Here is a 22,563-nt window from a genome sequence, read left to right on the forward strand (position 1 = left end):
TTTCTTTCATTAAACGCAATGCACCGCCTTCTTCTGCGGTAGCTGATTACCCCTGACTCACGCGTGCGTGCGACGCCGTTTTACAAAACGGTCCACGTAGTCATCGGCCGGCGCACGCAGAATGTCATCTGGGGTCCCGACCTGAATCAATTGCCCGTCCTTGAGAATGGCGATGCGATTGCCAATACGCAGCGCCTCGTCCAGGTCGTGGGTGATAAAGACGATGGTTTTTTTCAGCGACCGCTGCAACGCCAGTAACTGATCTTGCATTTCGGCCCGGATCAGTGGATCGAGGGCGCTGAATGCTTCGTCCATCAGAATAATGTCAGTATCGGTGGCCAGCGCCCGCGCCAGTCCTACACGTTGGCGCATGCCGCCTGACAATTGATGAATCATCGCCTGCTCGTAGCCCTTGAGCCCCACTACAGAGATCCAGTGCCGCGCCCGTTCATCCCATTGCGCCTTGCTCTCGCCGCGCACCTTGAGGCCGTAAGCCACGTTCTCAAGTACATTTCGATGAGGCAGCAAGCCGAAATTCTGAAACACCATGCTGATTCTATGGCGACGCAGGTGACGCAGTGCTGGCATGTCGAGATGAAGAATATCTTCGCCATCCACCAAAACCTGCCCGCTTGAGGGGTCGATCAACCGATTGAGGTGACGAACCAGCGTCGACTTGCCCGAGCCGGACAGGCCCATGATGACAAACACCTCCCCCGCCTGGATCGACAGCGACAAATCATTGATGCCCACTACGCAGCCGGTCTCGGCCAGGACTTGCTCCTTACTCATCCCGGCCCGAAGAAGGGCAAGCACTTCTTTCTCACGTTTGCCAAACACTTTGAACACATGCCGGACTTCAATTTTATTCACGCCCGCTAGGCTCATTTACGTTCTCCCTGCCGGGGGCGCCCGTAGGCCTGAGTGATGCGGTCAATCACCACGGCGAGAATCACAATGGCCAGTCCTGCCTCCAGTCCTTTGCCGACGTTGAGGGTCTGAATGCCCACCAGAACATCTTCGCCCAATCCCCTCGCGCCAATCATGGAGGCGATCACCACCATCGACAACGCCATCATGGTGGTCTGATTGATCCCGGCCATGATGCTGGGCAAGGCCAGCGGCAACTGCACGCCAAACAGTTGCTGCCACGGGGTGGCACCAAAGGCATTGATTGCCTCCATAACTTCGCGATCCACTTGGCGCAGGCCCAAATCGGTGAGGCGGATCAACGGCGGGACTGCATAAATGACGGTGGCAAAAATGGCCGGTACTTTGCCCAGACCGAACAGCATCAGCACCGGGATCAGGTACACGAAGCTCGGCAGGGTTTGCATGATGTCGAGCAACGGCATCATCACCGCTCGCAGACGATTATTGCGCGCGGCAAGAATGCCCAAGGGAATACCGACGAGCACCGAAATCACAGTGGCCACCATCATCAGCGCCAGGGTTTGCATCAGCTTGTCCCACAGCCCTACTGCACCGACCAAAAACAGCAAGCCGACAATCAACAGCGTACTGAAGACTTTGCGAGTGGCATGCCAGGCAATGGCTCCGACAATGGCCAGCATGAGCCACCACGGCGTCAGGCGCAGCAGGTGTTCAAGGTTGATAATGGCCCACAGCAATGTGTCAGAGATATTGCGAAATACATCCCCATAATTGCTTACCAGCGCATCGACCCCGTTGTTAACCCAGCCGGCGATGGAGAACGTCAGATTTTCAGGAAACATGCACGGCTCTTGTTCTGAGAAATAGACGGCTTATAGCGCCGATTTAACCTTCTGCGCGGCTTCAGGGGTTACCCAACGCTCCCAGATCTGCGGCTGTTCACGCAGGAACGCCTCGGCGGCCTTGCGCGGTTCGGTTCGTTTTTCACTCATCTGCGCCAGTGTCTGATTCAGCAGGTCGATCGGGAAGTCGACTTTCTCATAGAACTGAACCAACTGCGGGTACTGGGATTTGAAGGGCGCAGAAACGCCAATTGCCAATTTTGCAGGCAGTGAACGTGTGCCCTTGGGGTTCGGATCGTTGGCGTCGGTCAGGGTTTTCCAAGCTTCGGCATCAAAGGGCGGCTCTTCCAGCTTGATCAACGGGTAGCGGCCGATCAAGGGGGTCGGGGACCAGTAGTAGAACAGCACCGGCTTCCCGCGCTTGATCGAAGAGCTGATTTCGGCATCCAGCGCAGCCCCGGAACCCGTACGGAAATTCACAAAATCGCTCTCCAGCCCGTAGGCTTTGAGTTTTTGACTGTTAACGGTTTCAGACGTCCAACCACTGGGGCTATTGAGAAAGCGTCCGCGGCTCGGGTCTTCCTGATCGCGGAAAACGTCTTTGTAGCGCGCCAGATCGCTGACGGATTTCAGCTCGGGCGCCAAAGGCTTGATGCCTTTTTCCGGATCACCCTTGATCACGTATTCAGGCACCCACCACCCTTCGCTGGCATTTTTCACAATATCGCCAAGGCCAAAGACCTTGCCTTCAGCTTCGGCCTTGACCCACACGGGGCTGCGCCCGGCCCACTCTTCGCCGATCACTTGGATATAATTTTTGGCCAAGGCGGCTTCAAGGCTGACCGTGCTGCCTGGCAATGTGTCAGTGCTGACGCCGTAGCCCTTTTCGGTGAGCTGGCGCAGCACCTCAGTGATAAAACTGCCGCTTTCCCACGTGAGATCAGCGAAGTGAACCGGTGTAGCCTGGCTTTGTGCCGACACGGGTTGTGTCATGATTCCAAACGCCAGAAGCGGGACACTGAGCCACTTTTTCAGATTGTTCATACGGATTCTCTTGTTGTGTGGTGTCGGCGTGATCGGAGCGCTATTGGCTTTGAACAACGAAGTTGACGCAAGGTTCAGGTCAGTACTGACTGAACAGGGGGATATGTCCAACATTAGCAGTCATACCGTCCAGCGGGAGGTGACGCTTAAATATGTGAACACTTATTTGACTGTTATGAGGGGCGAAAAATGAGGGTGCGCCCCTCACTGGTTCGGCTGCGCCCCATAAATCGCAGGCACAAAAAAAGCAGCCCGCGGGCTGCTTTTCTGTGTTTTTTGAAACTGCGTTGCTCCAAAAAACAAAATTTGGAGCGGGAAACGAGACTCGAACTCGCGACCCCGACCTTGGCAAGGTCGTGCTCTACCAACTGAGCTATTCCCGCAATAATGGCGTCCCCTAGGGGACTCGAACCCCTGTTACCGCCGTGAAAGGGCGGTGTCCTAGGCCACTAGACGAAGGGGACGTTGCCCAAAACATACACTGTATGTCTCAGTGCCAACTGCATTAACCGAAGTTGCTGCTCTGGCGTTTCACTCAACCTCACCCGAAGGCAGGGCTGCTGGTGACACAAAAAAAATCAGCCTCGGCTGATCTTTTTATGCTTTCTGAACTGTGCGTAGCTCCAGAAAACAAAATTTGGAGCGGGAAACGAGACTCGAACTCGCGACCCCGACCTTGGCAAGGTCGTGCTCTACCAACTGAGCTATTCCCGCAATAATGGCGTCCCCTAGGGGACTCGAACCCCTGTTACCGCCGTGAAAGGGCGGTGTCCTAGGCCACTAGACGAAGGGGACGTTGCCCAAAACATACGCTGTATGTTTCAGTGCCAATTACATTAACCGAAGTTATTGTTTTGGCTTTCACTCAACCCCGCTCAAGAGCGAAGCTGCTTAAAAATGGAGCGGGAAACGAGACTCGAACTCGCGACCCCGACCTTGGCAAGGTCGTGCTCTACCAACTGAGCTATTCCCGCATTGGCGTCCCCTAGGGGACTCGAACCCCTGTTACCGCCGTGAAAGGGCGGTGTCCTAGGCCACTAGACGAAGGGGACACGCTACAACTTCACTGGTCACTGCGTTTGGCTGTGTGCTTTACGCTGCAATTGGCGCGCATTCTAGGGATGGTTTTGGAAGTCGTCAACCCCAATATGAAAATATATTGAAATCAATGACTTCCCCTATCTTCAGGACTTTTCTTACGCCGTCTAGCGCCCAAGTCCTGACGCCTATATTCCGACATCCTACAAGGAGTTATAGTTGGCAGCGGACAATAGTGGCACTCTGTACCACATCCCACACTTTTGCCTCTTTATAGATGAGAGCTATTACCTTCAAGATTGTTTGCCACACCCAAATAAAGCCCATTGACCATCCAAAGAGGTTTTCACGTTGACGCCATCCATGATCACCCTGCTTGTAGTAGCCGGGATCGTCCTATTGATCGCCATCGGTTACATGAACCATGTGGTGGAAAACAACAAACTGGAAAAGGCGCGCCTGAAGGTTGAACTGACTGACCGCGTTCGTCGCTGTAGCGAAGTCAGCGAAACATTCCCGGGCCAATTGATGTCGCCCGGCCTCAAGCACTTGCTGACGCGCCTGGAACTCAATGCGTGCCAGCGCCTGCTGCATCTGGATAAGAACAGCGCGCCTGTGAAGGCACGCATTGCCGAGCTGAATGCCCTGGTGGGCCAAGGTGAATCGATTCCGGTCAATAACCCGCCCGGCCCTATCCTGACTGAAGCCAAAGCAAAAGACGTGCGTTTTCTGCTGGAAACGCTGCACGGGCAAATCACCCGCGCGGTGCAAGATGGCTTTCTGCCTACCAACGAAGCCAAGCGCTGGATCAAAGAGATCCGCCATTTACTGGTCGTGCTGCACATCGAATTTTTCAACAACCTTGGGCAACTGGCTTTCCAGCAAAATCAGCCTGGCCAGGCACGTCTCGCCTATGAGCGCGGCGCCCAGTACCTGCGCAAACAGCCTGAGCCTGCCCTGTACAGCAACGCCCTGAAGGAAATGGAGGAGCAACTGGCGCGTGCCAACTCGCTCGTACTCACCAAGCTTGAGCCGGCAAAAGATGAAGTCAATGAGCTGACTGAAGGTTTGAAAACTGACGAAGCGGATGCCGACTGGAAGAAAAAGGTCATCTACGACTGATGTGCTAAACCCTGAAAAAAAGGACAAGCGTATGCCTTGTCCTTTTTTTTGAGTACCTGAAAGCATTGATGACTGATCAACAGGCACGGTCTTAACGCCTAACCTGCGCAGGAATATGCGCGCGCGGACACATACACGCAGGGCGAGCAAAAAAGATCGAGGATTTTTATCTGACGCCCGAACGGGCTAGAGAATGTTGCAGGGCAACAGCATGGAAGCAGCCATGCAGGCTGCCTCCATGCACAACATCAGGCTACCGGATTGATTGGCTTTTCCGGGTACCAAACGTCAAGCAGCGGGCTCACTTCAACACTGGTCAGCTCTGGACGAGCTTTCAGCCAGGCTTCAACAGCGGCACGCTGTTCTTCGCTGACCGAACCACGCTTCTGCAGGCAAACCAGACCGTAGTCGTCGCCGCCAACATAACCAAGGCCGTTGGCTTCCATGGCTTCTTTCAAGAACGCATCGAGGAAAGCATCGACAGCTGCATCCGACAGGTCTTCTTTGAAATCCAGGTTCAGCTCAAAACCCAACTCCTGAAATTCATCAACGCACAGCTTTTTGCGCAGACGCTGGGAACGATTAGTAGCCATTGAACAATCCTCTTAAGTAATAACGGCGGCACTTTACCAGTTTCGAGCTGCACTTGCCCGGTTCAGTGTGGACGGCTCATCGTTTTGTGCATTTAATCAGTGGATGTATGTATCACGGCAATGCCCAAGCCTGACGACCTTGGGGCATAATGCCGTCACTTTCATGACCATTGAGGGAATCTTTTCATCATGCCCTCGTATTTTCCCCCTCGCCTGTAGGGTATTACTTTTTATGATCAAGTCTTTACGTCCATTGTTTCTTGCCGGGCTGATGCTGCCATTCGCCTTTGGGGCCAACGCCGCCCCCGTCAACACCACCCTGTCGCCCAAGGTTCAACAGGCCCTTAAAACCAACAAGCTGCAAAACAACGCACTGTCGTTGGTGATGCTACCGCTCAATGGTCCCGGCGTACCGACTGTTTTCAACGCCGACGTCTCTATGAACCCGGCGTCCACCATGAAGCTGGTCACCACCTATGCAGCGCTGGAAATGCTCGGCCCTACCCATCAGTGGAAAACCGAGTTTTACACCGATGGCACGCTGAGCAACGGCATCCTGCAAGGCAACCTTTATCTTAAAGGCGGTGGCGACCCCAAGCTGAACATGGAAAAGCTCTGGCTATTGATGCGCGACCTGCGCGCCAATGGTGTGCAGCAGGTGACGGGCGATCTGGTACTGGATCGCAGCTTCTTCGAACAACCACAATTGCCCGTGTTTGACGACGACGGTAATGACAAGAACAAGCCGTTCCTGGTCAAACCCGACGCGCTGATGGTCAACCTCAAGGCGCTGCGTTTTGTTGCACGCAATGATTCAGGAAAGGTCCTGATATCGGTTGAGCCGCCGATTGCCAGCATCCGCGTGGATAATCAGGTAAAAGCCGTCAACGCCAAGCAATGCACGGGGGACGTGCGCTACAACCCGGTGACGCAGCCGGACGGCTCGGTGGTCGTCACCGTCACTGGCCAGCTGGGAGAAGGCTGCAACTCGCAGACGTACCTGTCGCTGCTTGATCACGCAACGTACACCGCAGGCGCAGTTCGCGCGATATGGAAAGAGCTGGGCGGCAGCATTCTGGGACAGGACCGTCAGGGTTCGGTGCCTAAAAGCGCCAAAGTACTGGCCCGCGCTTTCTCGCCCGACTTGGCCGAAATCATTCGTGACATCAACAAGTACAGCAACAACACCATGGCTCAACAGCTGTTTCTGAGCCTGGGCGCGCAGTTCCGCACCGATGCAGATGGCGATGATGCCAAAGCAGCACAACGGGTGGTTCGTCAGTGGCTGGCCAAGAAAGGCATCACCGCACCACACCTGGTGATGGAGAATGGCTCGGGCTTGTCTCGCGCCGAGCGAGTCAGCGCACGTGAAATGGCCCAGATGCTTCAGGCCGCATGGAAGAGCCCGTATGCTGCCGAGTTCATCAGCTCCATGCCCATTGCCGGCAAGGACGGCACGATGCGCAAACGCCTGAAAACCACCGCCATGAACGGACAGGCTCACATCAAGACCGGCACCCTCAACACTGTCCGGGCCATTTCGGGTTTCAGCCGCGATAGCAATGGCAACACCTGGGCCGTGGTCGCCATTCTCAATGACCCACGCCCATGGGGTGCCTCTGCAGTTCTCGACCAAGTATTGCTGGACCTTTATCGCCAGCCGCAAGTGCCGAATAACGCAGTTTCCATCGCCCAGTAGCGGGTCTCTTACCTGCCACAAAAAACGCCCCGGCTCGCAAGAACCGGGGCGTTTTTGTGTGTACTGCATCTGTCATTGCGCTAAGAAATGACAAAGAGGCCGTCAACGCGCAGTGATTTTCCACGCGCGGTGAATTTTGCTGTTGCGCGCAAAATCCGGATCAATCGTGCTGGCCGTGATTTCTTCTACCGCGTAGCGCGCTTCCAGATGCTCATCAAGAATGAACTTGCGGAAGTTGTTCGAGAAATACAGCACGCCCCCCGGCGCCAAACGCGCCATGGCCAGATCCAGCAATTGCACGTGGTCGCGCTGGACATCGAAGATGCCCTCCATGCGCTTGGAATTAGAGAAGGTCGGCGGATCGATAAAGATCAAGTCGTACTCTTCCCGACATGCGTCCAGCCAGACCATCACATCGCCCTGCTCCAGACGGTTCTTGTCTGAAAAGCCATTGAGCGACAGATTGCGACGCGCCCAGTCCAGATAGGTCTTGGACAAGTCCACGCTGGTAGTGCTGCGCGCGCCACCTTTGGCCGCATGGACACTGGCAGTTGCGGTGTAGCAATACAGGTTAAGGAAGCGCTTGCCGGCAGCCTCACGCTGAATACGCATGCGCATCGGGCGGTGATCAAGGAACAGGCCTGTGTCCAGATAGTCCGTCAGGTTGACCAGCAGCTTCACGCCACCTTCATTGACTTCGGTGAACTTGCCTTGAGCACTTTGGCGCTCGTACTGCTTGGTACCGCTTTGACGTTCACGGCGCTTGACGATCACGCGGCTTTTATCGACGTTCAGTGCCTGCGGAATGGCCGCCAGCGCATCGAACATACGCGCCGAGGCTTTTTCCGGATCGATGGATTTAGGTGCTGCATACTCCTGAACGTGTACCCAGTCGTGGTACAGGTCAATCGCCATCGAGTACTCAGGCATGTCTGCATCGTAAACACGGTAGCAGTCTATACCTTCACGCTTAACCCACTTACCCAACGCTTTGAGATTCTTTTGCAGACGGTTGGCGAACATCTGCCCGCCTTCGCTCAATCGCGGCTGTTCGATCACAACAGGAACTGGCTTGATCGGATTACCGTTCTTGTTGAACTTCTCGTATTTACCCGGCGCCTCAATATTGGACGGCAGATCGGACTCAGCCTGCTCACGCTCCGCCTGACGCTGCTCGGGAGTGCGACGCTCACCTGTCACAAACTGATCCGGCACAACCTTGATCAGCAGCAGCTTGCATGGCAAGGCACCGTTCCAGAACGAGTACTGCTTGTGGCTGCGAATGCCCATGCGCTTGCCCAGATCCGGAGCGCCAGTAAATACTGCGGCCTCCCAGTTCAAGCACGCCTGACGCAGACGCTCGCCGAGGTTCTGGTAGAGATAGAGCAGGCTCGCTTCATCACCCAGACGCTCGCCATAAGGGGGGTTACAGATGACCAGGCCTTTCTGGTTCTGATCCGGGCGGGGCTCGAACGTCGCGACTTCACCCTGGTAAATTTTGATCCAGTGGCTCAACCCGGCACGCTCGATGTTATTGCGGGCAGGCTGGATCAATCGCGGGTCAGCTTCGTAACCACGAATCCACAACGGCGGCTTGGACATGCCTGCTTCAGCACGCTCAGTGGCTTCCTGATGGAGTTTTTTCCAGATTGCAGGCACATGGCCGAGCCAGGCATCAAACCCCCAATGTATGCGATTGAGGTTGGGCGCCATGTCCGCCGCGATCATCGCACCCTCAACCAGGAATGTGCCCACACCGCACATAGGGTCAGCCAGCGCGGCGCCTTCGGCTGCCATGCGCGGCCAGCCCGCACGAATCAAAATGGCTGCCGCAAGGTTTTCTTTAAGGGGCGCTGCGCCTTGCTGTAAGCGATACCCGCGCTGGTGCAGGCTGCTGCCAGACAGATCCAGCGACAAAATGGCTTCGCCACGGTCCAGACGCAAATGAATACGCAAGTCTGGACTGATCTTATCGATCGAAGGACGCTCACCGGCTGGCGTACGCAATTTGTCGACAATGGCGTCCTTGACCTTCAACGCACCAAAGTGCGTGTTGTCGATGCCTGAACCATGGCCGCTGAATTCCACCGCCAGGGTGCCGTCCGGCACCATGTGATCCTGCCAGTCAACATCCAGTACGCCGTGGTAGAGGTCCTCGGCATCCTTCATCGGGAAGCGTTTGAGCACCAGCAATACGCGGTTGGCAAGGCGCGACCAGAGACACAGACGGTAGGCAGTTTCCATATCTGCAGTACCACGAATGGCCGAGGTATGCTCGCGAGCTTCCTCAAGGCCAAGGCCGGTGGCCTCTTCAAGGAGAAGGCCTTCAAGGCCTTTCGGGCAGGTAAGGAAGAGTTCGTAACGATCCGACATGGGATTCCTGAGCTTTTAGCTATCTGTGAAGAGGCAACGCATTGCCTGCTCCGTTTTCAATCAAGCGCTTTTCTTGAAGAGCGCTCGCGTGGCACGAAACTGTGCCGTTCCACCCCAACGACCACCCTCGCCCGCAGGCATAAAGAGTTTAGACGCAGAGGCAGGTCATTCATCTTGAAACAAAGGGACATATTCAGACCCTTCGTCGAATAGTACCCGAGCAAAAAAGGCGGTCATTCGCAGCAGAGAATGAAACGCATCATCTTTGCAAACACTCGCAGCATCAGGCTTTTGTCGTAGAAAGGGGCAACAGCACACCCGGTCTTATGGCCTGAACAACACTATCGTTACGTCCTTATGACAAAACGATCATTCACACACCCAAGTACATTGGTTAGAACTTAACTCAGGTAGTCACCGCGCAGGTGATTACAAACATGCTCGCCACGCCGGCAGCGAGCAACCCACGGCAGATCTATTCTGCCCCGACCTGAGTCAGGTCGACGCGATATAAAACAGTCAACAAGTGAGGGCAATACCCTATGAGAAGACTTAAGCGTGATCCGTTGGAAAGAGCTTTCTTACGCGGATACCAATATGGCGTTAATGGCAAGTCCCGTGAGCTTTGCCCTTTTTCTCTACCGTCGGTGCGCCAGGCATGGATTAATGGCTGGCGCGAAGGACGCGGCGACAACTGGGACGGTATGACAGGCACTGCGGGCATCCACAGACTCAACGAACTTCACGCCGTCGGCTAACTCTGGGCACATTCCGACATCACCTCGAATACGCAACACTTTAACCATGCCGTCCTATCCGGGCGGCGGGCTGCGGCCCAAGGGCTCCTTCAAGGAGCCCTTTTTATTGGGTGTTTATCGACGAGGAATAGCCGAAATGGCATCCACCGATTCGCGAATCAGCGCGGGTCCTTTATAAATAAAGCCGGAGTAAACTTGCACCAGACTGGCACCGGCCTCGATTTTTTCAGCCGCATGCCGGCCTTCAGTGATGCCGCCCGCTGCAATTATAGGCATCCGGCCAGCAAGTTCTTCAGCCAGGACCTTCACCGTGTGGGTGCTTTTTTCTCGTACCGGTGCACCCGACAGGCCGCCCGCTTCATCCCCATGCTCCATACCCTCAACGCCGATGCGACTCAACGTCGTGTTGGTGGCGATCACCGCATCCATGCCTGTATCCAGCAAGGCACGTGCAACGAGCACGGTTTCTTCATCGGTCATGTCCGGTGCAATCTTGATTGCAAGCGGCACGCGCTTTCCGTGACGCTGTGTAAGTTCGTTCTGACGAAGCTGTAAGGCTTCCAGAAGCTGCTTGAGCGAATCGCCGAACTGAAGCGTGCGAAGGCCAGGTGTATTGGGCGAGCTGACGTTAACGGTCACGTAGCTTGCGTGAGCGTAGACCTTGTCCAGACAGATCAGGTAATCATCGACAGCACGCTCAACCGGTGTATCGAAATTCTTGCCGATATTGATGCCCAGAATGCCGCTGTACTTGGCGGCCTGCACACGTGTCACCAAATTATCGACGCCAAGGTTGTTGAACCCCATGCGGTTGATAATGGCCTGCGCTTCAGGCAAACGAAAAATACGCGGCTTGGGATTACCGGGCTGCGGGCGCGGCGTAACGGTGCCGATCTCCACAAATCCAAAGCCCAATTGAGCAAAACCATCAATCGCAGCACCGTTTTTATCCAGGCCTGCGGCCAACCCGACCGGGTTGGGGAACTCAAGGCCCATGACCGTAACGGGCAGCTTGGCCGGCGCCTTGCACAGCAAACTGTTCAGCCCCAAACGGCCGCCCGCCCCGATCAAGTCAAGGGACAGATCATGCGAGGTTTCAGGAGAAAGTTTGAAGAGCAACTGGCGGGCCAGGTTATACATGGGCTCGATGGTCTCGGAAGGCGGCTGAAAGAGAGCGCGATTATAGCCGTGCCGAGCGCGAAGACGCGAGGGAAGTGTGGCGCGGCGTATCAGGCCTGCCGGATTGAAACAGTACGATTAAATCGCAGGCAAAGAAAAGCCCGGCATGAGCCGGGCTTTTCTGAACAGGCTAGCTAAAAATTACTTAGCTTCTGCTTGAACGGTAGCTTCTACGCGACGGTTCAGAGCACGGCCTTCTTCAGTTGCGTTCGAAGCAACTGGGTTGGCTTCGCCGTAACCTACTGCGTTTACGCGGCCGGATTCAACACCGTCGTTAACCAGAGCTGCGCGAACGGCGTCAGCACGACGCTCGGACAGTTTTTTGTTGTAGGCGTCTGGACCAACGCTGTCAGTGTAACCAGCAACGGTAGTGGTGGTCGCTGGGTACTGCTTCATGAAATCAGCAACGTTGCGGATGTCAGGCATGTACTGCGATTTAACAACCGACTTGTCGAAGTCGAACTTAACGTCCAGCTCAACTTTAACCACTTCAGCGATTGGAGCTTCTGGTTCTGGCTCAGCGATTGGTGCTGGAGCTGGAACTGGAGCAGGAGCTACTTTACCGCCGTTGCCGCCGAAGTTTACACCCAGGCCAACAGTAGGAGCGTAGTCCCACTTGCCGTTGTCCAGTTTGTAGTCAGCTTCAACGCCTGCACGGGCGAACAGGTTGTCAGTGATGTACCACTTAACACCAGCGCCAGCAGTCAGGAAAGTCGACTTGTCACGACCGCTGTGGCCGTCAGCTTCTACGTTGGTCATGCTCTTGTGAGCAACACCACCGGAAACGTAAGGACGCAGAGCGTCGCCCACGGTGCCGAAGTGGTACTGAGCGTTCAGACCAAAGTTGTCGCCTTTGATTTTCTGGTGGCCAGTGCCGTCGTTCGAACGGGTGTGGTTAGTCTTGTCGTAGGTCAGGTTCAACGAGACGTCGTCGGTCAGGAAGTAACCGATCGATGCGCCTGGGTTGTAACCGTCTTCTACGTGCTTGACGCTGTCGTTGTACTGTTTTTTGTAGAACAGTTCACCCTCGACCGCGCCTTGGCCTTGTGCCAGGGCACCGAACGAAGTTGCGGCTACAAAGGAACCAATGGCAATGCCCAAGGTGTTTTTCAGTTTCATCCGTTAAATCCCCATCTGGTGATTGTAAAGCAGTCCCACATACCGGGGGACAACTCGGCGGCAAGTCTATCAGAACTTACCTACACGTAGAGCTATTTGCGCTGAACTAAGTTTCAGCAATGCCTGCAAATTTCTCACGCAATTTATCAAGAGCACGCTTGTAGCGCATTTTCGTCGCACTCAAACCCATATGCATTATGTCTGCGATTTCCTGAAATTCCAGTTCTGCGACAAATCGCAGCACCAAAATCTCACGGTCAATCGGGTTCACATGCACCAGCCAGCGATCGAGCCCGCCCTTTTCCTCAGGTTTCGGCGTCTTTTCTTCAGACGCTTCCTCGAGGGGGTCAATACTCAATGCGTCCATCAAGCGACGCTTTCGCCGTTCCTTCCGATACTGCGTAATGCATTCGTTGTAGGTGATGCTATATAGCCACGTCTTGAATTTCGATTTGCCCTCAAAATTCTTCAAGCCATACAGCACCTTAAGCATTACCTCCTGACAGACATCGTCAGCATCACGATCGTTCCCTAAATACCTTGAACAAACGTTGAACAAAGTTCGTTGGTAACGCCGCATCAACTCTTCATAGGCGCGCGTGACGTGAAACAACTCATCATGCGAGCGCGCCACCAGCTCCTCATCGGAGAGTTCGCGGGGGTCATAGCGCATGGATAGCGATTGGGCTTTATTCAAAACGAGTCGTGCCGACAGTCAGGTCAATGTCCGCCACAGCCGAGAACACAGGCTTATTTGCGGCGGCATACATTAGCAGGGTTTGCCGCATCAGCGGCTAGTCACGTGCTGCTCCAGCAAGATCCGATTGGAGATGGAGACTAGCTCACCCTCCTCGGTCAGCAACGTGGTTTTAACCGTGCCGATCTCTTCGATCTGCCCTTCTATCTCACCTACACGCACGTCTTGCCCAACCTGATACAGCTCACGCACATAGATCCCGGCAAGGATCTGACCCGCAATTTCCCGACTTCCCAACCCCATTGCCAGCGCAACTGCCAGACCAACGGTAATCAAAACGATGACAATTACATGGTTCAGCAGGTCAGTTTTGACCTCCAGCTGACTGATGGCCACAGAAATACTGATGATGATGACCAGACCCTGAGCCACGCGGCCCAGCCCGCCAGCATAATCGAACCCTACGCTTTCGGCCGCGCCGCGCACCAGACCGTTGAGCAATTGCGCAAGCAACACACCCACCAGAAGTACCAGCAACGCGCCAAAAACCTTGGGCAGGTAAAGCGTGAAAATGTCCAGCGTAGCTGAAACCCGCTCAAGTCCAAGGGACTGAGCTGCTGAAACCAGGAAAATGAGAAGAATGAACCAATAAACAATTTTGCCGATCAGTGTGGAGATCGGGACCTGGATCCCTGCACGGCCCAGTATTTTCGTGAGGCCGGTGCCACCCATCAAACGGTCAAGGCCCAACTTGGCGAGCAACTTGGACAGCAAGGTATCAAGCAGTTTTGCAACCACGAAGCCCAGCAATACAACAACCAGCGCCCCGAACAGGTTCGGGATGAAGTTAGCAATTTTGGTCCAAAGGGCGGTCATTGCCGTAACCAGGCTCTGGGTCCAGAGATCAAGTTCCATGTTCAATCAGCCTTATCAGCAGGGCGAGCAGCAGGTTTGCGTCGCGAAACGGGCGCAATATGAGCCGAACCGCTGTTCAAAGCAATCATCAGTGCCTGCACCCAACGGCCCAGCAGACTGAAAAGATCACCCGCCCCCACCTGACGGTTAGCGGTTTTCAGTACACGGCCCAAGCAGGCATCGTCGTCACGGGTGGACGGCTCGGCCTTGAGCATTTCACGTAAGGACTGTTCAAACGGATCGTGCATAAGCACCTCTCGGTATGTCAGTGAAAGACGTGGGCAACATGAATGAGGTCACATACCGTGGCTTTAAAGCCACTGCAAACGACGATAAAACCACCACTGCCCTACACCAATGACCAACATCACAAGGCAGGTCACGGCAAAACCATAAGGGTCATTGGAGAAGGGAACGCCGCCCACGTTGATGCCCAACAAACCGGTAATAAAGGTGATGGGCAAGAAGATGCCGGTCAGCACGCCGAAGCGATACATGATGCGGCTCATGCGAACGTTCAAACGTCGGTCTTCAGCCTCAAGCACAAGCCCCACGCGCTCGCGGGTCAGTTCGAGCTCCTCGAGGTAGCGCGTCAGACTATTGTTCAATTCGTTCCAGTAATCTGCATCATCGGCCGTAAACCATGGCAACTTGGTGCGTGTCAGCTGACCGAAAATATCGCGTTGAGGGGCAAGAAAACGACGCAGTGCGGCAGCCCTTCTGCGGATCTGCAAAATAGCGCCATGCTCGGGTGTATACCGTTCGTCGGCATCAATTTTATCTTCTTCGTCATCGACGATTTCAGACAGCTCACCAATCAGATCCTGCACTTTTAATGTCAGGTGCTGAGCCAAATAAAGGATCAATTCGGCGGGGTTCTTAGGCCCTTCGCCCTGATCGAACTCGCTTAGCAGCTCATCGGTTGCACGCAAAGGCCGCATGCGCAGTGAAATCACCCGCTGCGCACTGCCGAAAATACGCAGCGACACCATGTCCTCCGGTTCAGCGCCGGGGTTCAAGTTAACGCCCCGCAGAAACAGCAACAATTCGTTGTTGGGCAGAGGCAGCAGACGCGGGCGCGTATTTTCTTCCAGCAGCAAGTCACAGCTGAACTCGCTCAGGCCGCTAGAGTTACGCAGCCAGCTCTGGGTTTGAGGATGACTGCGATCCCAATGCAACCAGAGGCTTTCATGGGCTTGCAACGCAAGCTCATTGAGCTCGGTGCGGGCAATCGGGCGAGCACCGCCCTCACCGTCCAGCACCAATGCATGCACCAGGCCCCATTGGGCGTTGTCTTCCTCGAACATCCGTGATCCTTAGCGGTTACGCCGTTATTCCGGCATTTTCAAAGCAGTAGGCGAAACAATGACGCCGTTATTGTCGGCGTAAATAAATTCACCTGGCCGAAATGTGACGCCTGCAAACGTGACCGCAACGTTAAGGTCGCCCACCCCGCGCTTATCGGTTTTCATCGGATGACTGGCCAACGCCTGGACACCCAGATCAGTTTGCGCGATGACGTCTACATCCCGTATGCAACCGTAAATGACCAGGCCTTCCCAACCGTTTTTCGCCGCTTTTTCAGCGATCATGTCACCCAGCAAGGCTCGACGCAGTGAGCCACCACCGTCGACCACCAGTACTTTGCCTTTACCGTTTAGCTCTGCTTGCTCTTTAACCAGCGAGTTGTCTTCAAAACACTTGATCGTGACGATTTCGCCACCGAATGAATCGCGCCCGCCAAAGTTGCTGAACATCGGCTCAAGCACTTGAACCAGATCAGGGTAGGCATCGCACAAATCGGGAGTGATGTAGTGGTTCATGGAAACTCCTGTGAAAAAAGGCACAGCAGGAAGAAGCGAAAGGGTTCTAAGGGTATAGACGCCACCACGGCGTGAGGCTTTAAAAGTTGCCCGTGTGTCAGAACACAGCAAGGAACGGGTCACACAATATGACCAGAATCTCAAAGGGCGTCACATAGTAGCCGCAACCTCATCCTGCCGAAACCCCAGCAGTGGCGCTTCGCTTTCCTCGGCGACTTCACGTGGTTGCGACGCGCTCCGGCTTTGCAACCAATTGAGCACCTTTGGCCAAACCTCGGTTTGAGCAGTTTCACTGACCAGCATTTCGACATGACCAAAATCCGAACTGAAACCCTGCGCACGCCCCAAGGTCATGAATGTTCGCTGCTCTGATCCCAATTGGTCATACAACGCGCGGCAAGCCCATTCCGGGGTTTTCAAGTCGCCCGCGGCCGCAACAGCCATGATCGGTAAACGAACCTCAGCCAGCCCGGCCCACCAATCGCGTCCGGCACCTTTGAAGCGCCCCAAAAAACCGTTCCAGCGCAAGTTTTCCAGCGCGATGCCAATCGGCTCGTCTTCCGGTCCACGCTTGAGGCGAACGCCCGACAGTTGTGCGCAGCGCTTGAGCAACAGATGAGCGACCCACTCCACCGGCGGAATTTTTAACAGCCAATAGCGGCGATTGACCTGACAGCCAAAAAACGCTGCAGACGCGACTGCCGGTTCGCCCATGTACTGGCCACCTAACGCAGCGGCCAATGTGACACCGCCCTGAGAATGCCCTAACCAGTGGGGGACCTGCCCGCTTTGCTCACGCACAAAGGCAGCAATCGCTGGCAAGTCGTAACGCGCATAATCCGCCACACGGTTGTTACGCCACTGTTGATTGCGCACTGACAGGCCGTGACCACGCATCTCGGGTAGCCACACATCAAAGCCGGCACGGGCCAGATACGCCCCAAGCCCGACACCTTTTGGGGAGTACCAGAAACGTCGATTGGAGAAACTGCCGTGTAACAGGATCACGGGCACGCCCCGCGCCAGCCCGGCATCTGCCATGCCCAGACGGGTGACCGCCAATTCAACGGACGTATCCGGACTGTTGGCGGGTTTCAAGCGATACACGTCTTCGCTCAGATCGCCCCGACGCTCGGCGCTGATCAGGGCAACGGGAAATAAATGACTGCTGCTTTGCATAATGCTCTTGCACAAAAAAGGGCGACCCCATACAGGAACTCGCCCTACCACTGCTTATATAAGGACAGGGCAATCACTGGACTGCCCCGCCCCTCATTTAACGGCTCAAGCCTTGGCTTGACCTTCGGCCAGGAAGAACCAGGTTTCCAGCACGGTGTCCGGGTTCAACGACACACTTTCAATGCCTTGCTCCATCAACCAGCGCGCCAGATCCGGGTGATCAGATGGGCCCTGACCGCAAATACCGATGTACTTGCCAGCCTTGTTACAAGCCTGGATGGCGTTGGACAGCAGCTTCTTGACTGCCGGATTACGCTCGTCGAACAAATGCGCGATGACACCCGAGTCGCGGTCAAGTCCCAGCGTCAGCTGAGTCAGGTCGTTGGAACCAATGGAGAAACCATCGAAGTATTCGAGGAACTCGTCAGCCAGGATCGCGTTGGACGGCAGCTCGCACATCATGATGACGCGCAGGTCGTTTTCGCCACGCTTAAGCCCGTTCTCGGCCAGCAAGTCGATTACCTGACTCGCTTCGCCCAAGGTACGCACGAATGGCACCATGATTTCGACGTTGGTCAGGCCCATCTCATTGCGCACACGCTTTAAGGCACGGCATTCCAGCTCGAAGCAGTCACGGAAGTTTTCGCTGATGTAACGCGAGGCGCCGCGGAAACCCAGCATCGGGTTTTCTTCTTCCGGCTCGTACAGCTTGCCACCAATCAGGTTGGCGTATTCGTTGGACTTGAAGTCCGACAAGCGCACGATCACCTTCTTCGGTGCAAATGCCGCAGCCAGTGTGCTGATGCCTTCTACCAGTTTTTCAACATAGAAGCCGACCGGGTCGTTGTAACCGGCGATGCGTTTGTCGACGCTTTCCTTGATGTCCTGCGGCAGACCGTCGTAGTTCAGCAGCGCCTTGGGGTGCACGCCGATCATACGGTTGATGATGAACTCCAGGCGGGCCAGGCCCACACCGGCGTTCGGCAACTGCGCGAAATCAAAGGCGCGGTCCGGGTTGCCCACGTTCATCATGATTTTGAACGGCAGCTCCGGCATGGCATCCACGGAGTTTTTCTTGATGTCGAAGCCCAGCTCGCCTTCAAAAATGAAGCCGGTATCGCCCTCGGCACACGAAACAGTTACGCCTTGGCCGTCCTTCAACAACTGAGTGGCATTGCCGCAACCCACGACCGCCGGGATCCCCAGTTCACGGGCGATGATCGCCGCGTGGCAGGTGCGTCCGCCGCGGTTGGTGACAATAGCGCTGGCGCGCTTCATCACCGGTTCCCAGTCCGGGTCGGTCATGTCGGACACCAGCACGTCGCCCGGCTGAACCTTGTCCATTTCAGACACGTCTTTAATGATGCGGACCTTGCCAGCGCCGATGCGCTGGCCAATGGCGCGGCCTTCTACCAGGACCGTGCCGGTTTCCTTGAGCAAGTAACGCTCCATGACATTGGCCTGAGAACGGCTTTTCACAGTTTCAGGACGCGCCTGAACGATGTACAGCTTGCCGTCATCGCCGTCTTTGGCCCACTCAATGTCCATCGGGCACTTGTAGTGCTTTTCGATGATCATCGCTTGCTTGGCCAACTCGCAGACTTCAGCGTCACTCAGGCAAAAACGTGCACGATCAGCGGGCTCGACGTCGATCACCTTGACCGATTTACCGGCCTTGGCTTCGTCGCCGTAGATCATCTTGATGGCTTTGCTGCCCAGGTTACGGCGCAAAATCGCAGGACGGCCTGCGTCAAGCGTAGGTTTGTGCACGTAGAATTCATCCGGGTTGACCGCGCCTTGTACGACGGTTTCGCCCAAACCATAAGCGCCGGTGATAAAGACCACGTCACGGAAACCCGATTCGGTATCCAGGGTAAACATTACGCCTGCGGTCCCGGTTTCAGAACGCACCATGCGCTGTACGCCAGCAGACAGGGCGACCAGCTTATGGTCAAAACCCTGGTGCACGCGGTAAGAAATCGCACGGTCGTTGAACAGGGAAGCAAACACTTCCTTGGTCGCACGAATCACGTTTTCTACACCACGGATATTAAGGAAGGTTTCTTGCTGACCGGCGAACGACGCGTCAGGCAAGTCTTCAGCGGTGGCTGAGGAGCGCACGGCCACAGCCATGTCGGGATTGCCCTGGGACAAGGTGGCGAACGCAGTGCGAATTTCAGCGTTGAGCTTCTCCGGGAACTCGGCTTCCATGATCCATTGACGGATCTGGGCGCCGGTTTTGGCCAGTGCGTTCACATCATCAACATCCAGCGCGTCGAGCGCAGCGTGGATCTGATCGTTCAAACCGCTGAGTTCAAGAAAATCGCGATAGGCCTGAGACGTGGTGGCGAAACCACCGGGTACCGAAACACCGGCGCCTGCAAGATTACTGATCATCTCGCCGAGGGATGCGTTCTTGCCCCCCACATGCTCTACATCATGGACGCCGAGCTTATCGAGGGAAACTACGTACTCTACCAAGGTGATCTCTCCACTAACTGTGTTGGAAAAGCTCAGGGCGCTGGACGCTCTACAGGGCGGCATCGCAGCGAATGTGGCCTGGACCTGGAAAATAAGTGACACTGCCTGACACTGAGGCCGACAAAATCGCGCCTATCATATCCAAGAATCGTCACCAGCTTAAGGCCCAAGGCGCAAATGAAACGATCTGCTTTCTTTATCTCCGATGGCACCGGCATCACCGCCGAAACCCTCGGCCAGAGTTTGTTGGCCCAATTCGAAAATGTGACCTTCAGCAAGTTCACGCGGCCTTATATAGACAGCGCCGATAAAGCGCGGGCAATGGTACAACAAATCAATAACGCCGCCGAAAAAGACGGAGTTCGTCCGATAATCTTCGACACCATCGTCAATCAGGACATTCGCGAAATCCTCGCGACCTCCAATGGTTTCATGATCGACATCTTCTCCAGCTTCCTCGCCCCACTGGAACAAGAGTTGGCCGAACACTCTTCTTACTCGGTCGGCAAATCGCACTCCATCGGCCACAACTCCAACTACATGGAGCGTATCGAAGCGGTGAACTTTGCCCTCGACAACGATGACGGCGCCCGTACACACAAATACGACAAGGCTGACTTGATTCTGGTGGGTGTCTCGCGTTGCGGCAAAACCCCAACCTGCCTGTACATGGCCATGCAATTCGGCATCCGCGCAGCCAACTACCCGCTGACTGAAGACGACATGGAAAGCCTGAAGCTGCCCGCCGCCTTGCGCGAGCACAAACACAAACTGTTCGGCCTGACCATCGACCCGGACCGGCTGACCGCCATCCGCAACGAACGCAAGCCCAACAGCCGCTACTCCAGCTTTGCCCAATGCGAATTCGAAGTGCGCGAAGTCGAAAACCTGTTCAAGCGCGAAAACATCCCGCACATCAACTCCACCCATTTTTCCGTAGAGGAAATCTCGGCCAAAATTCTGGTCGAGAAAGGCGTGGAACGCCGCTTCAAATAGACCTCATCTTGCCGCACTGGCGCAGGCTGCAAAACAGGGTGTCTTATAGCCCGATCGCAGCCTGCGCAAGCGTGCGGGTCAAATGACCCACTTATCGACAAACTCATTGACCGGCGTCGACTCAAGCTGCGCCTGATCGTTGCACAACTCAAAAATCTGCGCACAACGCTGGCGTGCAAAACGCGTCGCCAAGTTGCTTTTGAACTTCTCTTCCAGCAGCGCAATACCTTGCGCCCGGCGCCGACGATGGCCGATCGGGTACTCCACCACCACTTGCTGAGTGCTGGAACCATCGGTGAAAAAAACCTGCACCGCGTTGGCAATCGACCGCTTGTCTGCCTCCAGGTATTCCCGGGTAAAACGCGGCTCTTCGACGACCTGCATCTTCTCCCGTAACTCATCAATGATCGGATGCGCCGCATGGAAATCGTCTTCGTACTGTTCAGCCACCAGATTGCCAAACGCCAGCGGCACGGCAGTCATGTATTGAATGCAATGATCGCGATCTGCCGCGTTGGCGAGCTTGCCCTGCTTGGAAATGATCCGGATCGCTGATTCATGGGTGGTAATAACGATTTTCTCGATCTCATGCAGCCGATCCTTGACCTGCGGATGCAAGGTAACGGCCGCTTCACAGGCAGTTTGCGCATGAAACTCCGCCGGAAAACTGATCTTGAACAACACGTTTTCCATTACATACGTGCCATAGGGTTGCGACAACTTGAACGCACGCTGGCTTTCGGGCTTGAGTGCCAGGTCCTTGTTGGTATGGCTAAAGAGCACATCATAAAAACCCCATTGCGGCGCCGTCAGAGCACCCGGGATGCCCATCTCTCCTTTCAGCGCAATGTCGGCTAGGCGCACACCGCGGCTGGTGGCATCCCCCGCCGCCCACGATTTGCGCGAACCTGCGTTGGGGGCATGGCGATACGTGCGCAATGCCTGACCGTCCACAAATGCGTGGGACAGCGCCGACAACAGCTGTTCGCGGGTGGCCCCCATCAGCTTGGCACACACGGCTGTCGAGGCGACTTTCACCAACAACACATGATCGAGGCCGACTCGATTGAACGAATTTTCCAGCGCGATCACGCCCTGAATCTCATGCGCCATGATCATTGCGTCGAGCACGGCGCGCACCGTGAGGGGCGTTTGACCTTTGGCCACGCGCTGTTGTGACAGGTGATCGGCCACCGCCAGAATCCCGCCCAGATTGTCCGAAGGGTGCCCCCACTCTGCGGCCAGCCAGGTGTCGTTGTAATCCAGCCAACGCACACTGCAACCGATGTCCCACGCCGCTTTTACGGGATCGAGACGGTACGGCGTACCGGGCACCCGCGCCCCGAACGGCACCACGGTGCCTTCAACCAGCGGCCCGAGGTGCTTGGTGCACTCCGGAAAGCGCAGCGCCAACAAACCGCACCCCAATGTATCCATCAGGCAAAGGCGGGCAGTGTTCAGGGCTTCTTGCGACGTGATGCGGTAATTGAGGACGTAATCGGCAATGTCCTGCAAAACCCGGTCATAGTCCGGACGGTTGTTGAGGTCGACGTTGGCGCTCATGGGTGCCTCCAAAAAGTCAGTGAGTGGTGTGTTCCATCCTCAGGTTAATCATGGTGTTGCGGGTCTCAAGTGCCCGCTCGACAGTCCCTCGACACCTTGACCCCTCCCCCGCCCCTCATCTGTGTATGGACCGGGGACATAGCGAACACTTTGTTCGGAGACATAGCGAACAGTTAACGTAGCTTTTTCCCTGATATTACAACCCCGGTCACTCTGTCAATTTGCGCAATACGATGGCTTCCCCAGAA

Annotated in this window: 19 protein-coding genes and 6 tRNA genes; 4 read left to right on the forward strand and 21 right to left on the reverse strand. The window is 55.5% G+C overall.

Annotated features, from left to right (window positions below; translation table 11 throughout):
• Nucleotides 1–57: 57 nt before the first annotated feature.
• The 9 genes from HBN61_RS18785 to HBN61_RS18825 all read right to left on the reverse strand — a co-directional run bounded on the left by HBN61_RS18785 (nucleotide 58) and on the right by HBN61_RS18825 (nucleotide 3,832).
• On the reverse strand, nucleotides 58–888 hold the full coding sequence (locus tag HBN61_RS18785) for a quaternary amine ABC transporter ATP-binding protein (protein WP_094994665.1): 831 nt from the start codon (nucleotides 886–888) through the stop codon (nucleotides 58–60).
• Complete coding sequence (locus tag HBN61_RS18790) at nucleotides 885–1,736, reverse strand: ABC transporter permease (RefSeq protein ID WP_094994664.1); 852 nt, start codon at nucleotides 1,734–1,736, stop codon at nucleotides 885–887. The genes HBN61_RS18785 and HBN61_RS18790 overlap by 4 nt, the downstream gene beginning before the upstream one ends.
• Nucleotides 1,737–1,766: 30 nt before the next feature.
• Nucleotides 1,767–2,780 (reverse strand): ABC transporter substrate-binding protein, encoded by a 1,014-nt coding sequence (locus HBN61_RS18795; protein ID WP_170047583.1) that lies wholly within the window; start codon nucleotides 2,778–2,780, stop codon nucleotides 1,767–1,769.
• 307 nt (nucleotides 2,781–3,087) lie between these two features.
• Nucleotides 3,088–3,163: transfer RNA gene (locus HBN61_RS18800), tRNA-Gly, on the reverse strand.
• A gap of 5 nt (nucleotides 3,164–3,168) precedes the next feature.
• A tRNA-Glu gene (locus HBN61_RS18805) sits at nucleotides 3,169–3,244 on the reverse strand.
• Nucleotides 3,245–3,418: 174 nt separating this feature from the next.
• A tRNA-Gly gene (locus tag HBN61_RS18810) sits at nucleotides 3,419–3,494 on the reverse strand.
• Between the two features lie 5 nt (nucleotides 3,495–3,499).
• Nucleotides 3,500–3,575, reverse strand: a tRNA-Glu gene (locus tag HBN61_RS18815).
• 103 nt (nucleotides 3,576–3,678) lie between these two features.
• Nucleotides 3,679–3,754 (reverse strand) — tRNA-Gly (locus HBN61_RS18820).
• Nucleotides 3,755–3,756: 2 nt separating this feature from the next.
• Nucleotides 3,757–3,832 (reverse strand) — tRNA-Glu (locus HBN61_RS18825).
• A gap of 349 nt (nucleotides 3,833–4,181) precedes the next feature.
• Between HBN61_RS18825 and HBN61_RS18830 the strand changes: the two genes are divergently transcribed.
• Nucleotides 4,182–4,940 (forward strand): hypothetical protein, encoded by a 759-nt coding sequence (locus HBN61_RS18830; RefSeq protein WP_094995091.1) that lies wholly within the window; start codon nucleotides 4,182–4,184, stop codon nucleotides 4,938–4,940.
• A 248-nt stretch (nucleotides 4,941–5,188) separates the two neighbouring features.
• Here HBN61_RS18830 and HBN61_RS18835 read toward each other — a convergent pair whose 3' ends face one another.
• Nucleotides 5,189–5,533 carry a YggL family protein gene (locus HBN61_RS18835; RefSeq protein WP_170047585.1) on the reverse strand — a complete coding sequence of 115 codons (345 nt, stop codon included), beginning with the start codon at nucleotides 5,531–5,533 and terminating at the stop codon, nucleotides 5,189–5,191.
• A gap of 232 nt (nucleotides 5,534–5,765) precedes the next feature.
• Here HBN61_RS18835 and dacB point away from each other — a divergent pair, with 232 nt between their 5' ends.
• Nucleotides 5,766–7,232, forward strand: a complete 1,467-nt coding sequence (gene dacB / locus HBN61_RS18840; protein WP_094995090.1) for a D-alanyl-D-alanine carboxypeptidase/D-alanyl-D-alanine endopeptidase — start codon at nucleotides 5,766–5,768, stop codon at nucleotides 7,230–7,232.
• A 102-nt stretch (nucleotides 7,233–7,334) separates the two neighbouring features.
• Here dacB and rlmKL read toward each other — a convergent pair whose 3' ends face one another.
• The gene (rlmKL, locus tag HBN61_RS18845) at nucleotides 7,335–9,605 is read right to left on the reverse strand and encodes a bifunctional 23S rRNA (guanine(2069)-N(7))-methyltransferase RlmK/23S rRNA (guanine(2445)-N(2))-methyltransferase RlmL (RefSeq protein ID WP_094995089.1); all 2,271 of its coding nucleotides are present in this window, start codon (nucleotides 9,603–9,605) and stop codon (nucleotides 7,335–7,337) included.
• 542 nt (nucleotides 9,606–10,147) lie between these two features.
• Here rlmKL and rmf point away from each other — a divergent pair.
• Nucleotides 10,148–10,363, forward strand: a complete 216-nt coding sequence (gene rmf / locus HBN61_RS18850) for a ribosome modulation factor (protein ID WP_094995087.1) — start codon at nucleotides 10,148–10,150, stop codon at nucleotides 10,361–10,363.
• A gap of 114 nt (nucleotides 10,364–10,477) precedes the next feature.
• Here the strand turns inward: rmf and HBN61_RS18855 are convergent, their stop codons facing one another.
• From HBN61_RS18855 to ppsA, 9 genes are all read right to left on the reverse strand, one after another.
• Nucleotides 10,478–11,503 (reverse strand): quinone-dependent dihydroorotate dehydrogenase, encoded by a 1,026-nt coding sequence (locus HBN61_RS18855; RefSeq protein WP_094995086.1) that lies wholly within the window; start codon nucleotides 11,501–11,503, stop codon nucleotides 10,478–10,480.
• A gap of 180 nt (nucleotides 11,504–11,683) precedes the next feature.
• Nucleotides 11,684–12,661, reverse strand: a complete 978-nt coding sequence (locus HBN61_RS18860) for an OmpA family protein (protein ID WP_170047587.1) — start codon at nucleotides 12,659–12,661, stop codon at nucleotides 11,684–11,686.
• Between the two features lie 106 nt (nucleotides 12,662–12,767).
• Entirely contained in the window at nucleotides 12,768–13,358 is a 591-nt protein-coding gene (gene sigX, locus HBN61_RS18865) for an RNA polymerase sigma factor SigX (protein ID WP_094995084.1), read from the reverse strand.
• A 90-nt stretch (nucleotides 13,359–13,448) separates the two neighbouring features.
• Entirely contained in the window at nucleotides 13,449–14,273 is an 825-nt protein-coding gene (locus HBN61_RS18870; protein ID WP_047276302.1) for a mechanosensitive ion channel family protein, read from the reverse strand.
• Between the two features lie 2 nt (nucleotides 14,274–14,275).
• Nucleotides 14,276–14,521: a hypothetical protein gene (locus HBN61_RS18875; RefSeq protein WP_047276304.1), complete on the reverse strand. Its 246-nt coding sequence runs from the start codon at nucleotides 14,519–14,521 to the stop codon at nucleotides 14,276–14,278.
• A gap of 63 nt (nucleotides 14,522–14,584) precedes the next feature.
• On the reverse strand, nucleotides 14,585–15,580 hold the full coding sequence (cmaX, locus tag HBN61_RS18880; RefSeq protein WP_094995083.1) for a divalent cation transporter CmaX: 996 nt from the start codon (nucleotides 15,578–15,580) through the stop codon (nucleotides 14,585–14,587).
• Between the two features lie 24 nt (nucleotides 15,581–15,604).
• Nucleotides 15,605–16,096: a ribonuclease E activity regulator RraA gene (gene rraA / locus HBN61_RS18885; RefSeq protein ID WP_094995082.1), complete on the reverse strand. Its 492-nt coding sequence runs from the start codon at nucleotides 16,094–16,096 to the stop codon at nucleotides 15,605–15,607.
• A 150-nt stretch (nucleotides 16,097–16,246) separates the two neighbouring features.
• Nucleotides 16,247–17,275 carry an alpha/beta fold hydrolase gene (locus HBN61_RS18890; protein WP_170047589.1) on the reverse strand — a complete coding sequence of 343 codons (1,029 nt, stop codon included), beginning with the start codon at nucleotides 17,273–17,275 and terminating at the stop codon, nucleotides 16,247–16,249.
• Between the two features lie 105 nt (nucleotides 17,276–17,380).
• Nucleotides 17,381–19,756, reverse strand: a complete 2,376-nt coding sequence (ppsA, locus tag HBN61_RS18895) for a phosphoenolpyruvate synthase (RefSeq protein WP_170047591.1) — start codon at nucleotides 19,754–19,756, stop codon at nucleotides 17,381–17,383.
• Between the two features lie 177 nt (nucleotides 19,757–19,933).
• On the opposite strand from ppsA, the gene ppsR reads away from it, so the two are divergent.
• Nucleotides 19,934–20,752 (forward strand): phosphoenolpyruvate synthetase regulatory kinase/phosphorylase PpsR, encoded by an 819-nt coding sequence (ppsR, locus tag HBN61_RS18900; protein ID WP_094995079.1) that lies wholly within the window; start codon nucleotides 19,934–19,936, stop codon nucleotides 20,750–20,752.
• A 78-nt stretch (nucleotides 20,753–20,830) separates the two neighbouring features.
• Here the strand turns inward: ppsR and prpD are convergent, their stop codons facing one another.
• A complete protein-coding gene (gene prpD / locus HBN61_RS18905; protein ID WP_094995078.1) occupies nucleotides 20,831–22,315 on the reverse strand; it encodes a 2-methylcitrate dehydratase in 1,485 nt (494 codons plus the stop codon).
• Between the last annotated feature and the right edge of the window lie 248 nt (nucleotides 22,316–22,563).

It is taken from the genome of Pseudomonas sp. WS 5071, assembly GCF_012985765.1.
Classification (GTDB): Bacteria; Pseudomonadota; Gammaproteobacteria; order Pseudomonadales; family Pseudomonadaceae; genus Aquipseudomonas; species Aquipseudomonas lundensis_A.